The 21,414-nt window shown below is 63.7% G+C and carries 13 protein-coding genes; 5 read left to right on the top strand and 8 right to left on the bottom strand.

Features of this window, described 5'->3' with window-relative positions:
• Window positions 1-26: 26 nt before the first annotated feature.
• The gene (locus NFR93_RS05385) at window positions 27-5,375 is read right to left on the bottom strand and encodes a DEAD/DEAH box helicase (RefSeq protein WP_251450623.1); all 5,349 of its coding nucleotides are present in this window, start codon (window positions 5,373-5,375) and stop codon (window positions 27-29) included.
• Window positions 5,376-5,380: 5 nt separating this feature from the next.
• Complete coding sequence (locus NFR93_RS05380; RefSeq protein WP_251450621.1) at window positions 5,381-8,335, bottom strand: hypothetical protein; 2,955 nt, start codon at window positions 8,333-8,335, stop codon at window positions 5,381-5,383.
• Between the two features lie 406 nt (window positions 8,336-8,741).
• On the opposite strand from NFR93_RS05380, the gene NFR93_RS05375 reads away from it, so the two are divergent.
• Entirely contained in the window at window positions 8,742-11,483 is a 2,742-nt protein-coding gene (locus NFR93_RS05375; RefSeq protein ID WP_251451515.1) for an AAA family ATPase, read from the top strand.
• Window positions 11,484-11,672: 189 nt separating this feature from the next.
• Here the strand turns inward: NFR93_RS05375 and NFR93_RS05370 are convergent, their stop codons facing one another.
• Complete coding sequence (locus tag NFR93_RS05370) at window positions 11,673-12,206, bottom strand: hypothetical protein (RefSeq protein WP_251450619.1); 534 nt, start codon at window positions 12,204-12,206, stop codon at window positions 11,673-11,675.
• Between the two features lie 325 nt (window positions 12,207-12,531).
• Between NFR93_RS05370 and NFR93_RS05365 the strand changes: the two genes are divergently transcribed.
• From NFR93_RS05365 to NFR93_RS05355, 3 genes are all read left to right on the top strand, one after another.
• Entirely contained in the window at window positions 12,532-13,704 is a 1,173-nt protein-coding gene (locus NFR93_RS05365; protein WP_251450617.1) for an AAA family ATPase, read from the top strand.
• Window positions 13,694-16,240, top strand: a complete 2,547-nt coding sequence (locus tag NFR93_RS05360; protein ID WP_251450615.1) for a S8 family peptidase — start codon at window positions 13,694-13,696, stop codon at window positions 16,238-16,240. Before NFR93_RS05365 ends, NFR93_RS05360 begins: the two co-directional genes overlap by 11 nt.
• A 116-nt stretch (window positions 16,241-16,356) precedes the next feature.
• A complete protein-coding gene (locus NFR93_RS05355; RefSeq protein ID WP_251450614.1) occupies window positions 16,357-17,406 on the top strand; it encodes a DUF3800 domain-containing protein in 1,050 nt (349 codons plus the stop codon).
• Window positions 17,407-17,600: 194 nt separating this feature from the next.
• Here NFR93_RS05355 and NFR93_RS05350 read toward each other — a convergent pair whose 3' ends face one another.
• Window positions 17,601-18,086: a DUF6650 family protein gene (locus NFR93_RS05350; protein WP_251450613.1), complete on the bottom strand. Its 486-nt coding sequence runs from the start codon at window positions 18,084-18,086 to the stop codon at window positions 17,601-17,603.
• A gap of 336 nt (window positions 18,087-18,422) precedes the next feature.
• Window positions 18,423-18,602 (bottom strand): MerR family transcriptional regulator, encoded by a 180-nt coding sequence (locus NFR93_RS05345; protein ID WP_251450612.1) that lies wholly within the window; start codon window positions 18,600-18,602, stop codon window positions 18,423-18,425.
• A 112-nt stretch (window positions 18,603-18,714) separates the two neighbouring features.
• Here NFR93_RS05345 and NFR93_RS05340 point away from each other — a divergent pair, with 112 nt between their 5' ends.
• Window positions 18,715-19,329 carry a hypothetical protein gene (locus tag NFR93_RS05340; protein ID WP_251450611.1) on the top strand — a complete coding sequence of 205 codons (615 nt, stop codon included), beginning with the start codon at window positions 18,715-18,717 and terminating at the stop codon, window positions 19,327-19,329.
• Window positions 19,330-19,837: 508 nt separating this feature from the next.
• Here the strand turns inward: NFR93_RS05340 and NFR93_RS05335 are convergent.
• The 3 genes from NFR93_RS05335 to NFR93_RS05325 form a co-directional block, all read right to left on the bottom strand.
• Complete coding sequence (locus NFR93_RS05335) at window positions 19,838-20,365, bottom strand: ABC transporter substrate-binding protein (RefSeq protein WP_251450610.1); 528 nt, start codon at window positions 20,363-20,365, stop codon at window positions 19,838-19,840.
• Between the two features lie 203 nt (window positions 20,366-20,568).
• Window positions 20,569-20,850, bottom strand: a complete 282-nt coding sequence (locus NFR93_RS05330; protein ID WP_251450609.1) for a Fe-S cluster assembly protein HesB — start codon at window positions 20,848-20,850, stop codon at window positions 20,569-20,571.
• A 146-nt stretch (window positions 20,851-20,996) separates the two neighbouring features.
• On the bottom strand, window positions 20,997-21,353 hold the full coding sequence (locus NFR93_RS05325) for a histone-like nucleoid-structuring protein Lsr2 (protein ID WP_251450608.1): 357 nt from the start codon (window positions 21,351-21,353) through the stop codon (window positions 20,997-20,999).
• Window positions 21,354-21,414: the final 61 nt, after the last annotated feature.

The raw sequence follows: 21,414 nt of genomic DNA, 5'->3' as shown, positions 1-21,414 counted from the left end.
GATCCGCCGGATTGCGGTCCGGCCCTTCAAACGCCCTTAAGCAACGCGTTGAACAGCTTGATCGGGGTTCGGTCGAGAACATATACATCTGACACGGTGACGTGGGACAGACGGCGGCCACGCATCTCGGCTACGGCATGCCGAACCGCGGGATTCCAGTGTGCTTCGTCATGCTGCCACAGCGGATGGCCGATGATGACAGCTGCGCCGCGGCCTTCGGGAGAAACGAGCGCTGGCAGCCCGTTTACGGTGTCCTGTTCGATCCGAAGGTGCGGACCGTAGCCACCAGCGAAGCTCTTCATCAGAGCGTCGGTGCGCTCAGTCCAGTGGGACAGGTCAAGGCTGCGGCCGAGCACGAGGTCCACAACGTCGAGCCCGAGTCGCCAGTCGAGCGCCCAATGGTTGAAGCGGTTCTCATAGTTGCGGAGGCATCCCGGGCATGAAGACGTGCAGGCTGCGCCGTGCGGGTTTTCGCGCAATCTCCAACCCGTCGCTTCCCGGATTGAGTTCAGGAGCGTCTCAAACGTCGAGCTGTTTCCGAGTTCGAGGGCATACCCCGCTCCATTATCAAGAGCGTCGGCAAGGAACACTCTCGCCGAGACGGTGGTGCCACTGCGTGTCGGTTGGAGCCCGACCTCCAGTTCGGACTGCTCGATATCCAGATAGTCCTTGGCAGCGTTGCGCAGCAGCTCGGCGAAGGAAAGCAACGCGCCCTTGCCCGCGGGGCATGCCCAGGGCAGGGTGGCGACCGCACCATCAGGCAGCGCCAGCCCATCAAGGCCGAGCAGCAGCACGTCGGTGCGGCGGACTTCACCGATCGCCGCCGGCTCGAGGGCTTGCCCGCCCGTCCGCATGAAGTCGGGCAGCGGCCGCCGATAGAGCTCCCGATTCTGAGCGATCACTGTTCCGTCCAGCAGACGGCTCAGATCGAAAAGCTTCCGGTTGTTGTCGTTCACCGCGACGACTTCAGCCTGCTCGAGGAGTCGGATCGATACCCCGTGAAGCCTCACCTCTTGCCCAAGCTCGGTGTTCGTCGAAAGCTCGGAATAACCCGCATACATCGGCGTGATGTGCGAGTCGTCGTAGTCCGGCTGACTGTAGATCGTCCGATAGCCCTCGGGTTGGTGAAGCGAAAACGCTCTCATCTCCTCGCCGCATACCGAGCACTTGAGTGACGCGTCCGTCGGACGGGTGTCGAGGCTCCCGCACTGGCCGCAGCGATGAACCGGCAGCGCTACGCCAAGAGGGTCCTTCGCACGTGCGCTCGTCCCGACGAAGTTGTAAGCAGCGAAGCCCACTGCGAGGTGCTCCGCCCCATCTTTAACGACAACCGCCCCCGGGGCGAATGCCGTGATTGACATCCGAAGGTCGCGATTGGCGACGATGTGCTTTTCGGTATCAGCCCTACCGCGGACCGGCTTTGAGTAGAGCGGCCGCACCCGGGTTGGGAACCCGAACATCGGAAGAACGCCCGCGTTCGCGAGCAACTCGCTGAGTTCGACGTGCTGGAAATAGGGGTTACCTACAGCTTCGTCGATGTCCCTGACCAGACCGTTCCGCGCCCACCTCTTGAGGTCAGCAACATCTAGCGCCGTGTACGCGCTGAACCTTTCGCAGACAATCGGAACGTCATCCGATACTTGGAGCCATGCCCCGACATCCGCGCGTCGCTGCGCCCACTCATTCGTCAAGCCAAACGTCCCGTGGATGCTGTCGCCGGTCCGTCGCGGCGGATTCTTCCCAGCGAGGAAAGCCCGTCTGAGAAGCTCTGCCGCAATCACCCGGCGGACAATCCGAGGCCGCGATAGGTCGATGAACGGTGGTGGCGGATCAGCCGCAGTCATCTTTTCCGGCGCGTGGAAATAGTAGTCATCGTGCGCTCGATCCCGCGACACAGTTACAGCGAACGAGAACGGCTGCCCTGAACGTCCAGCCCGGCCGACTCGCTGCTGATAATTGAATCGTTGCGGTGGCATATTCGCCATCGCGACAGCGCGGAGCGAGCCGATATCGACACCAACCTCCATCGTGGTCGTCACCGAAAGCAGGTCAAGAGGATCAGCGAGTGCGCTCTCAGCGGGCGCCGGAAGTACCGCTCCCTTGAACAATCGCTGCCGAGTCCTCTGCTCGGCCAGCCGCGTCTGACCGGTGAGTTCAGCAACTCTCATGCGCCTGAGCGGCTGTGAGGCAAGCCATCCGTAATAGTCGAGTTCCTCCGACCACGCATCCTCATGGAGAACGCCGTTTGGGCATTCCTCATTGGTGCAGACACCAGCGGAGGGATGGAGGTGCGTCGTCCCGCAATTGTCGCAAACCCAGACCCTGTCACCTGGCGTCCTGAGCTCTAGGGCGTCCTGCCCTGTCTGGGTCCTGAGCGCCCAAGTCTCATCGACGATGCCGCTCTCCCGGAGGAACTCTCCGACGTTCGATGCAAGCGTTTGCCAGTCAACTTGATGCTTCGCGGCCACTCGCTTCAGATAAGCCCCTACGACCTTCGGCGCCGAGTTCGATCGGGCCGCGTACCCGCCCTCGAATCGCTTGGCGATTCCCAGTAGACGAATCACACTGGCGACGACGTCTCCCGCGATTTCTGCCGAGAAGCCCCAGGTGTCAGGCGCCAGAGGGCGCGCGCGGACGAACCCAAGCCGGGTCGACTCCAGATCACGCGAGGCTCGGTCAAAGACGGCCTCCGCGACGGCGGTCGCCGTAAGGCGGCGACGGTCCTGTCTGATCGGCCGCGCAATCGTGTCGGCCAAGGGCTCCCAGGCCCCACGGACGGGCGGCTCGTACGCGCGATACCAAGGCGCATCGCCTTCACTTTCCGCGACCGAAGGACCTGCTCCGGCTGGATTCACACCTGCCTCCAGCATCACCCGCTCGGCGTCGTGAATCAGTGTCGCCCAAGGAAGGGATTCAGTTTCGCGTTCCGCCGCGGCAATCATTGCCACATCCGCGGAGTCGGCGGCTCCAAGACTCTCCAACCGAAGCTTGTCGAACAGCTCGCGACGGCTGGCGCGCAACCACTCCGCGCGCTGAAGATCGTCGCCGCCGAGTTCGCCACGAATGAGTGAGCGCAGAATTGGCACAGGGTTTTCCCGCCCGTGAAGCAATTGCCGGACGACCTGTCTCATCTGATCGCGGAAGTTGTTGAGTGCAATCCCGGCGGCGATGCGCGCAGAATCGTCCCGGCTGTCGGTGAAGACAATCGTTCTCGACTCCGCTGCCTCGGACCCGAGGCTACGGAACAGCTGAGACACCGCCATCTGGTTCAGCTGCGCCCGACCTGAAGTATGTGCACGGATCGGCGAGCGAACATTGCCGGCGAAGTACACCGCCGCATCGCGGTTATCTTGACGTCCGCCGCAGCGTGGACACGTTTCCGGCAGCGCAGGTAGCGCCCATCCACCGTCAACGCTCGCAGCGTTGTGGCTGAGAACGACTGCTGGGACACCTCCGGAAGAGTCCCCAAGAACGAGCGAGCCGAGCTTGGGATCCCACGTCGCAGCCCCAAAGTTGGTCTCGATAGTCGCCTGATTCTCGTCCATGTCGGCGGGAAGCTTGTGCCGAGTGGGCGCGTGAGGCACCGGCGAGCCAAGCCAGAGCCACCGGTACTCGTCATCATTCCTTCGATACACGAAGTCGCCAGAGTTCTCGCCAGGGGCGACCGGCGTAGTGGACAGCACAACAGCGGTGCGATCAGGTCGATCAACGACGTAGCCGCCGAGGCTGACATCGCCGCACTCGAAGCAGTAGAGGAGTTCCAGCACGCGCGCACCACAGTCAGCGCACGTCGACCGCGGGGTGTCATACATCCGGCCAACTCGTCGAGGCTCTGAATCGGTTCCGCCAGGGCAGGCCGGGTCGGAGCAAGCCCACAGCCCGCGCATCCCTCGCATCATCACGTGACCGCGGAACTGGATTGCGGGCTTCGACGCGGCAGCGAGACCGGTAAGCATCGCTGCGAGCGTCGGCAACGCCGACGGATCGTCCCCGAAGAGGCGGGTCGCAATCGTGTCGATGCGCGTCGCCCTAGGTCGTCGGTCGCCGGTGTCACTGCACGCAGCGGCGATAGTCTCTGCCCATTGACCGCTGGCCGCGGCTTCCGCGAGTTCATCTGAGGCGACGCTCAACACGTCGACCGCCGTCGGCCTCGTGCCCGACACCAGCGCTCTTGGCTGCCCCGGCTCAATCAGAAAAGAAGATCGGTCGACCCCAAAGAAGCGCTCCAGATACTCCAGGCCCGAGTCATCCCCAGGGAGGGAGGCGCTCGTCGCGATGATCCTGAACTGATCGGACGACGGCTCGATTCCGAGCCGTGATGCCAAGTTCCGAACGACCATGCCCACTTCAGCCCCGGCGCTACCGCGATATAGGTGCAGTTCATCGACGACAAGGGTGAAAACGTGATCGGGCGATCGCTGGAGCCAAGACCGAGTGGACTCGAAGATCGGCTCCTCTACGTCGCGCATAAGCATCACGTTGAGCATCGAGTAGTTTGTGACCAACACGTCGGGTGGCGTGGCAATCATGTCCCAGCGAGTGATGAGTTCGCCGGCGTAGGGGTCCTGGAACTGGGCCATCAGGTCCGGATCGTCGAGTTCGGCAAGACGTGCATTCAGCCGCGACAGCTCACGCATATCCCGGGCCGCCCCGGCGGTCGCGGGCGCGGACACCTTTCCCGTCGGCACTCCGCCTGAGCCCGGTGTCGCTCCGGTGTAGCGGCCGAACCAAAGATCAATCGGTGACTCTTGATGTCGGAGCCCGCGCACAGCTCGCCGCAGCCGCGCGACCTGGTCCTCAACCAGCGCGTTGGTCGGATAGAGAATCACCGACCGGACCGCCGCCTGGTTTGCCCCCACAGTCCTTGTCGGCCGCCAGCCGTCAGTCTGCCGCTTCAGATCCCACCAGTCGTGAATCGGTGCCAGCGAACTAGATGACCTCTTCTCGGCCGTGATCCGGGTCAGGAGCGGAATGAGGAAGGATTCCGTCTTGCCCGAGCCGGTGCCCGATGTGACCACCGGGTTGTGCCTGATATCCGATGCAAAGTGCGCTGCGATCGCGGCCGCCTGGTGCTTGCGCAGCTTGACGTCGCCGAGCGCATCTGGTGTAACGCCGAAGACTGCCTTGACGACGTCGCCGAGGTCGCGGATTGCGACTGCCGCCTGGCGCGCCGCTTCGACCACCGAGGCGACTCCGTCGTAGGGCAAGACGGGCTCGAGCATGAGCGGTGCGAACAGGTTCCCCTGGCCCTCGAGCAGCAGACGTCGCCGCTCGTCGGCGAGCGCCCGATCCTGTAGAGCGTACGCGGTGTCGATGTAGCGGAGGAACGCATCGCGGAGATCATCAGCGATTTTTACCGGGGTCGGGAATGACATGATGCTCACCGACTCACGCGGTCATAGATGACATCCGCTACTGATCGCGGCACCGAGGAGTACTGCAGCATCCGGTGACTGACGATCTCGCGCGGCGCTCGACCGGAGCAAAGCGCGAGCGCACGCCCGTACAACGACGGCAGATCCGCGCCGAGCGGCGTGACAACCGAGCCACTGCGAGAGTGATAGCCGATCAGGGGGTCGCCAGCCCACATGTTCGCGATGTGCTTCACAATCTGGGCGTTGCCCAATCCGATCGTCCCGCTTTCGATGTCGCCACCTGTGCGGATCGCGTAAGTCGAACCGAAGTCTTTGAGCCTGTAGGCGCCGAGCCTGGCAAGCGACTCGGTCGGGTGCCACGACGCGGAGGCCGTATCCCAAAACTCCGCTGACCTGTATGTCGGCACAATGACGCGCTTGAGCGATCTCCCCACGTCACTAAGAGGAGGGAGCGCCTGTGCGATGGCCCTCGCTGGAGATTTCTCGAGAACTGTGACGCCGGCCTCAGCCAGTGTCGCGATCGGCAAGTCACCAACAACCTCAACTCGGGCGAGTTCGGCGTCGACGCTCGTGCTTACGACGGCGGCCCTCCCGAATAGGTCAGTGAGGTGGTCCAGTAACGCGCTTGAGCGTGACCCGACGAGCACATACTTCCCGGCACCCGTCGGAACGAGCGTGGACGTGTTCACTGCCCATTCGGTCACCTGAAAATGGCAGTCTCTCGCCACGTCCAAGTGTCCGGTGACCTCGAGGCGTCGGAGAAATGAGTCGGCAAACAGGCCCGATCCTTCCACCTGGGCAGCGATTCGCTCGAAGACCCCGAACGACCCCGTCCCGACGTGATTGAGCGCATCGAACGCAACCTCGAAGTCAGGGCCGTCGGATTCGATCACGGGCGGGATCTCGGGGAGAAGGATCGTCTTGGCACCGCGATCCTTCTTCTTCGCAGCCCAGGGCGTACCCGCGAAACGACGCACAAGACCGCAAGTCGTGCACTCGCCATCGATACTCCGTGTGGGTGCTTGCCCGGGTAGGACCGGCGGCAGCAGGAATCGATGCATTCCCGTAATGAGGCATGAGTCGCTCGCCATTGGGATGCCCACGCGAGTCTTGACCGGCGCTGCCTTGGTGGCGCTTCGCGCCCGCGGAACGAACTCCCGCATGGGAGTTGCGTCTCCATCGCGACCTGACTCGAGGCCGACGATCTTCGGGCCATTCACATGACTCGGCCATTCGGGAGGGCCGGCGGTAAGCGGCCAGCGTGGCGAATAGTCCGGCGAGTAGACCAGGCGAATGTCAACGTCCTCGACCCTGAACTGTGGTGTACGCGCCGATCGCAGACGGAGCAGCGCCGTCGACGACGGCTTGACCGCATCGTCGACGAACATCGCGACAACATACTCGCCATCAGATAGGCCACCGTCCCGGAGCGGGAGAACAGCAAGTTCGCCGGGTTGATCAGATTCGACGATGACCTCGGCAGGGTCGATTCGTGTGCCGCGGTACACGCGGAGACTAACTGAGGACGCCCCAGCGGCGAGAGCAACGGCCTCGGGGGGCTCCATCACAGACCACTTGCGGAGCAGTCCAGGGAGCACGAATCCCCCTCGGAGCGTCAGGCTCGTGCGTGCCCGTGGAGCAAGGGGCAACAGGTCGGGATGCATCTGTCCGGTTGGGGCGGAGACGATCTGGACATGTTGGTACACCAGCCACCCTTCCGGTGTTCCAGGCAGGTCGGCGAGATCCTGCCATCCGGGCCGAGCGTGCGCGGCGAGGTGGGCCTCTACCCGCTGGCGCGCATCCGAACTCGCAAGGACGATGCTGTCCTCACCGAGCGAGATGCGCTCGATCTCCACAAAGGCCCCCTGGAGGTCATCCCATCGGAGCGCAGCGACTCGCGTCGGTCGGCGACCGAAGGGACGGCTGTCATCATCCCCGAACTTCCCCGTCAGTTGATCTGCTACGAGCGATGTCGCGCTAACCCCCTCAACGCCAGAGAGCCGCGTTGAGCCACCTGGCCCGGCGACGGTCGGAACGATCGACTCACCGTCAGCAAGATTGAATCGGGCGATATCTGGCCCTTCCGAGCGGTACGGAAGCATCAGGTTGAACTCCATCGACTTGCGCGGAAAAGTCCGAAGGAATGCGAGCAGGCGTGTGGTGGCAACGGGGCGCATAGCCGCGATGCGTTCGATCCCGGAACCATCCCATGCCTCGAGTTCAAGACAAGCAGCTTCGACGATCCGCTCCCTGGCGGTCGAAAGGCGCCAGAGACGGGCAAGGTGCGAACTGAGGGGAAGGCTCGGCATGGCCGTCGCATATGGATCCATCGCGCGGCTCATGTCGTCCGGGGAGATACGCAGACCCGGCGTCATGCCCTCCATCGCAAAGAGCTCGTGGAGGCCGTCACGATCGTGTTGTCGAACAACCGCCTGAGACATCGGCAGCCCGATGAAAGCGTGGCCTCCGACCGCGTAGGCGGTCGGGATTCCACGCTCGCCCTCCCAAGCCTCAAGCCAGGAGTTCAGGGACCCCCACAGCAGTTCAGCGGTGCGCCGGTAGTCCCTTTCGAACCGGTGCGACTCCGTCGCCGGAATGCCCAATATCCCGTAAAGCCGTGAGTAGTAGTTGTGCGCGGCAAGGTTTCCGTCGGCGTGCATCTTCTCGGCCGCGATCGAAAGCACGACCAGCAACGGGAGGGCGGGCGGGGTTTCAAGCGGATGACGTTGATGGCGTCGTGCATCTTCCGCCTGCGAGTGCAACGTGGAGACGCCAGCGTTGTCTAGTTGCAAGGTCGATCTCACCACCTGCGAGAGGCCTTCAAGCGTTGAATCTTCAACTCCAGCAGCGTCCAGCACTCGGCTAATCGTCTCGGCGTCAGCCAGCGTGTAGACGGGGCGCCCAGCTTGGACCGAGTCGAACATGACCTCAGCAATCGCTTCGGTAACGCGGTCGTACACGGAACTCACGGTCGCGGGTCCCCTCCCACTCGATGGGGTCCAAACTATCGATCAACTCCGACATCGCGCGTCTCCCTGGTCGGTTTCGTGTCGCTTCGAGTAGACCGACTTACACCGGCCACACGAAATCCATCGAGTCCTCGGCCACGAGTGACGCTCTGCCAACGTCTCCGGGTTTGATGCGAACGCCGGCCTAGCTACCCGACGGACCAACGCCGGTCACGGAGCACGGCCCGAGAAGGGAGGACGAGGAGAAGGAGGGGAAGGAGGAGAACCGGAGCAGAGAAAGATGCGATGCACGCAGGCACCCATAGTGGACGATGTCCTTTGAAACCGCTTTGCTTCAGAAACCTGCAACGCACAAAAAGTCCTGGATATGGCCGAAAACCTAGCCTATTCTGGCGCCATGCGCGGAGGTCTGGAGCGGTGGAAGAGGGGCGTCGAATCCCGAGGTGTTCGGCACGCGATCTCGTACGTCCTCTCGGGCACGTGCGACGCACACATGCCCCACCCGACGGGCGTCGAAGCGCTCGAGGCGTATGGCGCGGCATCCGATTCAACCGTCTCTCGATTCGTCGTCGAGCACGGTGTCATCACTACTGACCAACTGACGGCTGGGGGTCTTCGCGTTTGGCTCACCGGGCACGACCCGATTACGGGGGAGGGGCGAGGCCACCAGCGGCTGAGCCCTGATGCGGACTTGGTGCTCGACGGGACGCTCAATCACCCGAAGTCGTACAGCATCGCGGCGCTACTGCATCCCGAGCTCGCCGCGGAGTTCGAGGCACTGCAAGACCGGCTCCGGGAGCGCATCCTTCTCACTTGGCAGAACGAGCTCAACGCGCGGCGCGGGCATGGTGGGCTCGTCCGCGAGGAGATCACGCGCATCGAGGTCGTCGAGCTGCAGCACCGCCGTTCCAGAGCGCTCGACCCGCATATCCACCGCCACCTCTGGCTGAACATCAAGGTGCTCGGCGCGGACGGCAAATGGTCGAACGTCGACTCGCGGGTCGCGATGAAGCTGCACACCGTCGTCAATGCCGAGGGGGAGCTCACGGCCCGCACAGACCCCGCGTGGATCGCCGCGCTCGCTCGCCACGGGTACACACTCGACGACACGGGAGAGATCACTGAACTCGCCCGCGCCGTCCGCCCGCTCTCACGTCGATCGGCGCAGATCGAGGCGAACCGCACGCGCATGATCGCGGAGTGGTCGAAGGCAAACGGGGGATCGGCGCCGAGCGCAGAGGTGCTGCAACAGGTCGACCGGCGCGCGTGGGCGGTAGCGCGACCAAACAAGCCCGCCGACCTCGAAGAGATGGCATGGGAGTCGCGCGTCCGCGATGAGATCGCGGCAATCGATCCGAGCCTGATCGCCCCGCGGGCGCCTGTCGCCGTCGCTGCAACAGACCTGCGCGCACTTGATCTGGACCTGCTCGCTGCCGCGGCGGTCGTTGACGCGGACGAGAGATCGACTTCAAGCGGCGGGCGATTCAGCGACTTCGACATCCGCGCCGGCGCGGTACGCGCACTATCACGGACGGGCATCGTTGCCGAGCGCTCCCAGATCGAACCCGTGATCGCCGACATCACAACTCGCGCTGCGAAAGCCGTTTGGCAGCTCGTTGCGGAGGTGCCGCCCGCGCACGTAAAGGCCTACATGGCCACCGACACAGTCCGCACGAAGATACGCCTAGCCGGACGCCTCGACGTGCTCGCCCAGCCGGGGCGCTCGCTCCTACCGAATGAGTTGTTTGGGTTGGCGCCCGACGAAGACATCTCGACACTGGATGCGTCCCAAGGGGTTGCCGCCTGCGCCATCGCCGGAACTGACGGGCTTGTCACAGTCACCGGCCCCGCCGGCACAGGCAAGACGACGATGTTGCGTGCCGCGTTCGCAGCGCTGCGGGCGCAGCAGCGGCGGATGCTCGTGGTCGCACCCACCCGGAAAGCGGCGACAGTGGCGTCTCGCGAGGTCGGGGCGGCGGCATCCAGTATCCATGCGCTACTCGCGGACCACGGCTACCGGTGGGGTCCCGATGAGGCTGGCGGAAAGGCGTGGACACGACTGCGGCTGGGGGAGGTCGACCCCAGCACGGGTGTCGCATATGGCGGGCCGACGCAGTACGTGTTGCGGTTTGGCGATCGGATCGTGGTCGATGAAGCGGGCATGATCGACCTGTTGACCGCAAACGTCCTCGCTGACCTCGCGATCGAACAGGGTGTGGGGCTCGCGCTCGTCGGGGACCCGCACCAGGCGCTGCCCGTAGGACACTCCGGCGCGATGGGTTCAGCGATCCGACATGCAAATGCCGCAGTTGAGCTCGATACGGTGCATCGGTTCCGTGACCCCGAGTACGCGGCTCTGACGCTGCGCCTGCGCCATGCGAGCGATCGTGAGGATGCGATGGCGGTTGCAGGTGAGCTGACGGAACGCGGTCACGTCGAGCGGGTCGATCATAATGATGCAGCCCGCGAGCGGATGATCGACGCGTACTTCGCGTGGCACGCGCGCGGCAAGCGGGTGACGCTGGTTTCCGGTACCAACGCTGAGGCTGATGCCATCAACGACGCCATACAGCAGCGGCGAGTCGATCACGGCGAGCTTGATCCTGGCGTGCTCGCGTGGGGGATGGGGGAGCAGCGCATCCTCGTCGGTGACACCGTCCAGACCCGCCGTAATGATCAACTCACGGGCGTTGAGAATCGTGCGCAGTGGACCGTGCGTGGCATCCATGATGACTTCGTTGATCTTGTGTCGGTTAGCGACAGCGGCGAGTTGCGGCGAGTGACTACCGAGTATGCGCGGGCGCACCTGCAGCTCGCCTACGCATCGACGGTGCATGGCGTTCAAGGCGACACAGCCGATGCGTCGGTGGTCGGGCCGGATGTGGACGCAGCCGGCCTGTATGTGGGCCTCACTCGCGGGCGGGTGCACAATGTCGCCATCGTGGTCGCGCGGTCGGATGCCGCCGCCCGCGAGCGCCTCGCCGAGTCGATGCAGCGCGGCACACCGGAGCTGACTATGCAGGATGCCGTGCGTGCGGCTCAGGCGGAGATGCAGCGCGCGGCGCGGGCCCGGGACTCGGCGCTTTGGACGGGGCCGGTTGCTGGGGCGCCGAGTGCGGGGCAGGGGATGGGGATGTAGCTGCGATCGTTTCGCGGGTGCTCATCGGGCATGATCTCGTGCTGGTTATCCGGGCCCGGCCGGTGGGTAAACAGTCCCTTTGCTCCAGCTCTTCGCCCCCTCATGGAGGACCGGCTTGCGCACGCCAAAGGACGGGCGCTGGCTCCCGCGGTAGGGCTACGCAGGAGGGCCCACTGCGCAGGGCCCTCTTCACGCCCTTCGAGTTCCTTCACCCGCCTCAGGCTCAGAAGCGTCGATGACACCGCCCCGGCTGGGGGACCCACTATGGCCGAGTGTCCTTGCCGCCTCGATCGCGAGCCAGTCGAAGTCGTCCCAATACGACCGCGCGAGCTCGGCCGACATGCCTTGCCGGAACTCCTCAACCATCGGCCGGCACACCTCATGGCAGCGAATGATGCTGGCACCGTAGCTTTCGAGGATTGGTCGCGGCGGAATAACGGCGTCGCGGAGCAGAGTGCCGACCAGATCGTAGGAAGCAGCCACCGTCGAGGCTATCCCGCGCTCCTCTTGAGTCCACTTATCCAGAGGATGCCCAACGAGCGTCGTCAGAACAGTTCGTCGCGCCTCACGGATCTCCGTCCGCTGCAAATAGTCGACGACAGATAGTAATGACTGCGCGCGAGTGCTTGCCTTCGCGACTACAACTTGTTGCCGAGTGAACAATGCGCTGAGCATTGCAATCACCACTGCGGCGCCCGACAACACGACGGCAAGTACTTCCATGTCGCGACCTTGGCACACAATCTTGGAATTCGTGAAGCATGTGAGCTGACGAACATTAATGGACCGGTCAGCGAACGCTGATCGAACGACCGACGGTCACGCCGGCGCGACGCGTCGAGTGAGCGGATCATGCAAACACCGAACTGACTGACTAGTTGCGGCGTCGATGGCACGAACCATCTTCGCCATGCGACGACCTCTGCGCACGCTCACGACCCGCTGGCGTCACGGAAGAGTCACTCAGCACGAGATATTCGTCCTCTCTGAGTTGAAAACTGTCTATCCAAGGGCAGTCAGTGTCCGAACTAGCCGCTAACCTGTCTGCATGGAACACTTCGCTGTCGTCAAGTCTCTGGTTCGAGTCGCGCTCGCACAAGGCGATGACACTGTGCGCCACCAGGTCGAGCGGTTGGCCGCCGCACTGGAGAAGGCGGACGACAAGGATGCCGCTGCTCTCACGCGCATGCTCCGTAGCGAGTCTGCAACCAAGACGCTCACGCCCAGTCGGCTGACGAAGAGCAGCGCTGGGGAACGGATGAGGCGGGGTGTACGCGTGCCCGTCGACCGCGAGACGTCTGCTCCGCTGGCGACCGTGGTGTTTCCTGACGAGAACGTGGCGACCCGACCAGTCTTCCCCGCGGACTTCGCGGCATCAGTGGACGGCCTGCGTATGGAGTGGGAGAACCACGAGCGGCTGGCCGACGCGGGGATGCGGCCCGCACTCAGCTGCCTGATCTATGGCCCACCCGGTACTGGAAAGACAAGCCTCGCGCTGTGGCTGGCTCGAGACCTTGGCCTGCCCGCAGTGGTTGCCCGGCTGGACGGGCTCATCAGTTCCTTCCTTGGTACCACCGCACGCAACCTGGGCGCACTTTTTGACTTCGCCCAACGGTACGAGTGCGTTTTGATCCTCGACGAGTTCGACGCCATCGCCAAGCTCCGCGACGACCCGAACGAAGTCGGCGAAATCAAGCGCGTGGTCAACACACTTCTGCAGAACATCGACACCCGCGCCGACACCGGAATCACGATCGGCATCACAAACCACCACGCGCTCCTCGACCCGGCCGTCTGGCGACGGTTCGAAGTGCAGTTGGCAACCCCGCTGCCCACCGCGCTTGAACGACTCGAGATAGCCAAGGCCTCCATGAAGGACCTCACGACTGAAGCGAAGTTCGTCGCCTGGATCTCCGAGGGCTACTCGGGTTCGGAGCTGATCACTCTCGTCGACCGATACCGCAAACGTTCGATCCTCGCCGAGCGGACAACTGCCCCGGTCACGACCATCAGCCCGCTCGCTGCATCCACGACGGCCAGGGACGGCGCCACTAAACCCAGGATCAGGCTCGACGAGACGTCACTCATGCAGGCGCTCGCGACGTCGACCGATATCCGCTTTCAACAGTCCGAGATCGCCTTCCTGACCGGCGTTAGCACCAAGACCGTCAGCCGCCGGGTGAGCGAGTTTGCGGAAGGGAACCACATTCATGCCGAATGAGCCCGTACAGGTAGTTACCAACCCGCACCGGCTGCGCACGCCACGCGAGAAGAACCGTCCGGGGAAAGCCGGTGATGACTTCTTTGCAGGCGATGACACCGGCTTCGCCGCGCACCGGGACTTCCTCGCGGCATCACTTCGTGACGTGATCTCGACTGTGCGTAGCGCCGCATGGCAGCGCGAGAACGGCGATGCCGTCCACATCAGGGTCACCATGCGACTTCGGGCGATCGCGAAGAGCCACCGCCCCCAGCGGGCCGTGTTTAGAGAGAAGATCGCGCCCCATGTCGCAACGGCACGTATCGGCGAACCCATCTACGCCGTCACTGCCGCCGCACTCGAGCGAATCGCAGATCTCGTCGCCACAGCACCCACCGAGGTGCCGACGAAGACCGACAAAGCAACTAGCGAGGTTAAACCCAACCCCACGCGCCTACGTTGCGAACTTTCAGCCATCGCTGCAATCGAACTGTGGACGGCGGCTGACAAGCGCTCCTTCAGCGCCGTCGAGGGGGCGGAATGGCTGAGCCGTGCAGGTACCGGCGGACAGTACATCGTCAACTTCTTCCCCCTCGCCGGTTACGGGGCCGAACCCAACCTCATCGCGGCTGAGCAGGTCGCCGCACGCGCCCTCCACACCCGCCTTTCACGGCTGGCGGTGGATGCTCGTGCTCGCGCAGCACTCGGCCGCGGCTCGGGTCGCGTTGTCACCGTGGGGCTCCTCGACGAGGGGCGCGACTCGGTCCTGCAACTCGGGCTCCTCGCCACAGCCGTAGGTAGCCACGTCGGCTCGGCCGTACTACGGACCGCCTCCGCGGACCGGCACGAGGCGGTGCTTCGTGCTCTCGAGGAATCCACGCTCGTACGGGACATCACGCTCCCGCCTATTGCCCAGGCAGACAAGGCCAAGACGATCCCCACGAACGAACTTCTCGCTCCTGGCCTGCCGGACCGCGGGGATGAGGTGGTGGCGAGGGTCGGAGTGATCGACGGAGGTGTATCGCAGACAGCTGACGCCTGGGTGATCGACCGCTGGGACCAGCTGTCCTCAGAGGACAGAGACGAAGCCCACGGCACGTTCATCTCCGGGCTGCTCGTGGCATGCGGCGATCTCAACCCCCACTACCTCAGTAGTGTGCCCTCCGGCTGTGAAGTCGTGGATATCGATGTGCTCCCCGCAGATCCGGCCGGCACCAATCAGGCGTTCGAACGCTACTACCCCAATGGCGTGATTGACTTCTTGGACGAGGTCGAATCAGCAGTAAGCGACTACCGATCACGACTCGGGGTGCGCGTATTCAACTTCAGCCTCAATTTCGTGGGCCCCGGCGACAGTGCTCGCTACGGCTACGCGGCCCGTCGCCTCGATCAGATCGCCCGCGATCATGATGTCATCTTCGTCATCTCGGCAGGCAACCTCGCACCCGCCGAGCAACGATCGGAGTGGCCCAGCGACACAGCCGCGGCCGTCGCCACGCTTATCGGTGACTCGACCGGCCTCATCAACGAGCCAGCCGAAAGCCTGTTCAATCTGTCCGTCAGTGCGCTCAACCCACCTGACCTGAACGGGCAGGTGCCTTATGCTCTTGCCCGGTACAGTCGCCGCGGACCTGGACTTCGGGGCGCAACGAAACCAGACTTCGCTCACGTGGGCGGATCCGGCACCCCGGACTCCAGGCGTGGGCATGGCCTAATGAGCATCGACGTAGATGGCGTGCAAACCACTGGCGCGGGCACGAGCTACGCTGCACCACTTGTCGCACGAGTGCTCGCCGACCTCGACCAATCCATCGACGGGAACGTTCCGCGCGAGGTTCTTCTTGCACTGCTCGTCCATTACGCGCAAATGCCGGCGATCATGCGGCACCGCAACGTCCTGCCCCTCGCGCGCGACCTCGCGGGGTATGGTCTCCCCTCCTCCGCGGCGGCGATGCTACAGCGGCCGGATAGCGAGATCGTCATCGTCGTACACAGCACCGTTCTCAGCGGCGAGCAGCACACGCTCGACTTCAACTGGCCGGCCGCGCTTGTCGATCCGTCCGGAAAGTGCCGGGGGTACGCGCGCCTCACTCTTGTCGCCCGGCCCGTGCTCGCGTACGAGCATGGAGACGAGCGGGTTCGGGTCAACATCGACGCGAAACTAATGCAACAGCAAGAGGACGGCCCGGACGGCGACCCACGGTTCAAGAACGCACTAAAGCCGGTCAACCGTCCAGCAGCCCTGAAAGCCCCGCGGAACGAGCGGGAGTTGTTGCAGGAAGCCTCGAAATGGCAGGTCGTGAAGAGCTTCGAGACGCCGCGTATGCGCGGCCGCGGCATCCGGTCTGACTGGCGGTTCCTCGTTGAATACCTAACCCGTGCCGAAGAACAATTCCCCGACGCCGGCGTCGAGTTCGCCGCCGTCCTAACGATCGCCGACGATCAAGGCGACGCTCCCGTCTTCCAGCAGATGCGCCAGCACCTGGGGGATCTCGGCGTGCGCACCGGCGACATCCGAACCAGCATCCGCACCCGGATCCAAGGTGGAGCAATATGAACACTGGTCGTGTCCGCCGAACCATTCGGCGACTGTCGCAGCGTGAGCCAGTCGGTGTGGCTCGTGATCGACAAAGATGGTGTCCTCGAGCTGAATCGACGTGAGACGGACTCCCTGTGACCGCGACTGCACCCCTGGTGGTGGCCTGTGATGAATCCGGCAACGACGGCGAGAACCTGCTCTCGGGGCGGTCGACGGTCTTTGCTCATGCCAGCGTGACCGTAGCCCCAGACGATGCTGCCGCGTTGATGGATGAAATCCGTGGGCGCACGCGCAGCCAGACCACGGAGCTGAAATCGAAGACGATCCTTCAGCCAAGGCATCAGGCCACGGCGAAGTGGCTTCTGTCGCATCCTTCGCTCGAAGGATGCGCATCCGTGCACCTCACCCACAAGAAATACTTCGTGGTTTCGAAGCTGTTCGACTCGACGGCGGAAGAACTCGCGCACGAACTTGGGGACGACATCTACGAGACTGGCGCCGCCTTGGCTGGCGCGAACCTACTGTTCTTCCTTGCGCCGCAAAGCTACGGGACGGCGTGGGACAGGCTCCTGATGACGTTCCAGCGCTTCATGCGCGCCAAGGACGCCGTTCACGCGCACGAGGAGCTGGCGCACCTGATCAGAAGCATGGTGACTCTCTTGTCCGATAAGGACGCCGTCGTGCGCGACGTGTTAGGGACGGTCTTCGCTGGCTTACGCCATCTGGGATCGCTGTCGAAGTTGCAGCTTGGCGAGGGCGGTGAGGAACGGCTTCGCACGATGGATCCACTCATCGCCGCGGTCGGGGCGACGGTGCGCTCTTGGGGGTCGATCTCAGGGAGGCCGGTTGAAGTGGTCCACGATGCGACCAAAGAACTGACCCCGGTGAAGATCGAATGGGTGAAGCAGTTCCTTTCCCACCCGGAGGGCGTTGCCCCTTCGCGACAAGGTTTGGCTTGCGAACTAACTGACGTTCGGCTCGTCGACTCGAAAGAGGATCCCCGGGTCCAAGTGGCTGATCTGCTCGCTGGCACCGGTCGCATCGTCGGGGAATCGATGGTCAGCGAGCATCAGCATCCTTTGAGCCCGAGCCTGATTCCAATGGTGAGCGGAGCAAGTCTGTGGCCGATACCGGGGAACATGAACGTCGAGAATGCTCGCAAAGCGATGCTCTCCCAGTTCTAGCCGGGACTATCGACCTCGAAGTCGGACTGGAGGCGAAAGGAATGCTGATGGAACAGGTCATATCCGACCTGGCTTGAACGAAGCGGCCCGCTCAGCGGGCAATGCCCGTTTATGGATCCTGCCGCCAGGTAGATGCCACCGCGATCGCACCGGTCTTGATCAGTGCAGTGAAGCCTTGATCGCCCTCGTTCGGCCTATTCGACTTCGTAGGGCTCCTCTCGCATCCATCGCTCAAGCACCTCGACGCCGTCCTCGGTATAGCGCGAGAGATCCAGATCGCAGTCGAGGGAGTACTTGGTTACGAGTGCGACGAGCTCCGAACCGATCCGCTTTCGCAGCGCCTGCAGCGCGACGTCGAGGGTCTCCTGGTCGGCGTTGGGGGTCGCACCACGCACATAATCGCGACAGGCGTCAGCGACCTTCTTCATGGATTGCCGGGCAGTCTTGCTTCGTGGAAGGTGCATCGACTGGACCGAGTACTCCCTTACCTTCTGCACGGACGCCAACACATGGTCGCTGATCTCATCACGGACGTCGTCGATCACGAAGCGCTTATCGGCGACATAGTCGACGAATCCCTGGCAGATCGATGCGTCCGACTTGATCCAGGTGCCGGAGATGCCCCCTCCCGTGAGGCTTGCGCTAAAACCACTCGGCATCCATGTGTATTGACTAACCATCCGTCCCCTCGTTTCGAAGTGTTCAGTTCAGTCCGAACATATCGGCACAGCACGACGAATGGGTCGGTGCCGACCGCCGCACTCCGGTGAGCAGGCCATCGCAGTCCACACCGAACCCGGGAAGGTGGCCATCCCGATCTCGACGCGGAGGATCAGAGCCACCCATCTGGCACTTTGCCGGGAAGCTCCACCAACATGCCGGGCGTCATGGGTCGCTTGTTTGGGAACCTCAATCGAGCACGCACAGGCCATGCCCGCGACCCACCTCTCTCGCGCATTGCCCGTTTACGGATCCCGAGCAAACGGGCGGCTTCCGTTCCTTGAGCCGCCGGTTGTTCAGACGTCGACGCCGAATGCGCGCAGCAGCGGAACCCGGGGGATCATTCGTCGCGGACCAAGTTGGACGGTTGGGATGGTCCCGTTCTCGATCCCAAGCTTGATCGTGCGGTAGTCCACGCCCACGAGTTTCGCGGCGTCCTTCATAGTCAGTGCGAGTGAGGTTGGTGACGTACTCATGACGTTCTCCTTTGGTGGGCAACTAATGACATCACTTGCTCACGCACTGTACACCCATGAATGCCCGATGTCATCGCTTGCTCAGAGAAGGTTGGACTGACACACTCGGACCATGCCCAAACTCGTCATCGAACAGGTCGACGCCGAGTCCATCGATGCGGGGGACGGCATCCACGTTCCCCGCTCGTGGGGCGCGGTCGTGACCGGCCTTCCTGACATCCCGGGTGCCGTTCATGCGCGCATCGTGTACGACCCGACACTGCGGCGCGCGGTGGCTGAGTCGGTGCGGGTGGATCGGAGTGGGCTCGGGGACGAGGTGACCACGACCCTGCTGCGCGATATCCGCGTGCAAGCGATCGTGCAGTGGGCGGCGGCTCACGTCGTTCGCATCGACCGTCAGGGCGGCGACCCCGAGTCGTACGACGAGTACTTCACTCGCCTGCGTGCGGAGGAAGGGCGCTCTGAGGAGCAGAATCTGCGTGAGGCGGTCAGGCTGTACCGTCTCGGGTCGGTGATCAACTACGCACCGCTCAAGCTCGTCTCAGGGGAGCTCGGTGTCAGCATCAGCACGGCGACGCGAATGATGAATCGTGCTCGCGTCGCCGGTCTCGTCGATGAGGAAACGGGGCGCGAGGTCTACGTTCAGGCCCGTGAACAGCAGTTGCGCGAGCAGGCGACGGGCCCCGTCGTTGGCCCAGGTTCATCCGGTCCGTCGATCGGCCGCTGAGCCTCGAGTCTCGACGCTCCCTCAGTGCGTGCTGGCACCGGAGCGGCTCACGGGCAATCAGGGGATCTCTCCTTTTGAAGGCATGAGTAGTCAAAGGTTGATCAATGTGCTCAACCTTTGCGGCGTTGACGTCTACGGGCACAATCAATCTCGAGAATGCCCCATCTAGCCCCGGAAAACCGCGGGTTTCTTGCCCGCAGTTTGCCCGCATTGCATCTGAAGCTGGGTGTTTCTGCATGCTTCGCGATGCGGTCGAACTCTCGAAAACCCGCGTAAATCCGCGGATCTTGTCGTTAGATGTAGCTAGCCAAAACGCGCATTTTCGGATTCGAGTCCCTCCAGGGGCATCACGCGTGAGCGACGCCTCAAATGGCGCACATCTAGGGTCCTCACCGACCGGCCGACGGCTCACCCGGCGTCGGATTCGGCCATCGCAACGATCCCGCACGCAGAGAAAGGCCGGCCCCAGCTTCGCGGAGGGCCGGCCTTTCCATCTAGGCGGCTGGGCTTACAGGCCGATACCCGTCAGCAGGCGGTTCAGCAGCGCGCTGATCGCCGTCAGGGGGCCGCCGCGGTCGAGCAGCCCTGCGACAGCGCAGAGCAGGTTGCCGAGCAGGTTCCCCGCACCGGGAACGGCGGTGATGTCGAGGTTGACCTCATCGAGCTCGACGACCAGACCCAGCAGGTCGAGGTCGAGGGGTCCGAGGTCCAGATCGAGGATCGTGCAGGACGCACTCGCCTGAACGCTCTCGATCACTGTGGTGAACGACGTGGCGTCGATCGCCTGGCCGTCCAAGACGCCTTCGATCGTTCCGGTGAGCTGGAGAGCACCGTCGACGACGCTGACGGTGAGGTCGCTGATCTCACCCACGAATCCTTCGCCGGTCACGTCGAGTGCTGAGGCTGCCACTTGCTGCACGGCCGCGGGGGAAGCGGCTGGTGGAGCTGCGGATGCCGCAGTGGCGGGGATGATGCCGAACGCCGAGGCGAGGACGATGGCGACTCCGGCTGCGGTGGCTTTGCTTCGTTGCAACATGGGGGTGTTTCCTTTCGGGGCTGGCCGGCCTGGCGAGGAAGGCAAGCACCATTGGGAAGTCACGACGCTAGTTCGAGCCCGCCCGTGAAGCACAGGGGGTTACGCAATCAACCCGGGTTGATTACGATGACCGACCCGCCGACCCGTCCCTGGGAACGACGAAGGCCGACCCCGCAGCGGGGTCGGCCTTCGTGAAGAGCGTGTCAGCCCTGGGTGGCGAGGGCGAACCGGACGGAACCGTCCTGCACCATCTCGGCATCCAGCACCCGGTCATCGAGTGCCTGCGCGGCGGGCGCATTGAGGAACACGCGCGCGCCGTCGGTGACGACGACGGTGTCATCGGGCTCGGGCGTCGGAGCGACGCTCAGCTCGAAACCGGTCTGCGGACCGGTGTCACGAATGCGGATACCGCCGTCCTCGGCCTGCGGGACGTTGGCGACGATCGACTTCACAGCCTCAGCGGCGGTCTGGGTCAGCGTAAGCATGCTGTTCTCCTTCGGATTCGGATCGTGCGGACCGGCCACGATTCCGAGAATCCGAGCAGCATGCAACCTGTGACCCACCATCGGCATCCATTCCCACCGAATACGGAGGTTCGGGATCCGCGCCGAAAGGGCTCAGGAAAAGGTCGTCAGTGCGCGGCTTCGTACGCCTCGAGAACGGATGCCGGAACCCGGCCGCGCTCCGAAACGGAATGTCCATTCGCCTTGGCCCATTCGCGCACGGCGCTGTAATCCTGCTGTCCGGTGCGACGACGTTTGCGGGCGGCCGAACCGGCGCCGCCCGAGGAGCCGCGAGCCGACGAAACGGACCGTGCGGCGTCGATGTAGCGACCGAGGGTCTCGCGGAATTCCCCGGCGTGCTCGGTGGTGAGGTCGATCTCGTAGGCGGTGCCGTCCAACGAGAAGGTCACGGTTTCGCCCTCTCCGATTTCGAGGACGGTGCCGTCGATGTCATCGACGAGCTGATGCACGATTCTGCGAGCCATATCGCTCACACTACGCCGAATTGTCACGAGGAATCCGATATTCCGGATCCCCGTGACAATT

Origin of the sequence: Microbacterium sp. Marseille-Q6648 (genome assembly GCF_943181415.1) — a bacterium.
GTDB lineage: Bacteria > Actinomycetota > Actinomycetes > Actinomycetales > Microbacteriaceae > Microbacterium.
Note: the sequence above shows the minus strand (reverse complement) of the source record. Positions and strands in the feature narration are given on the sequence as shown.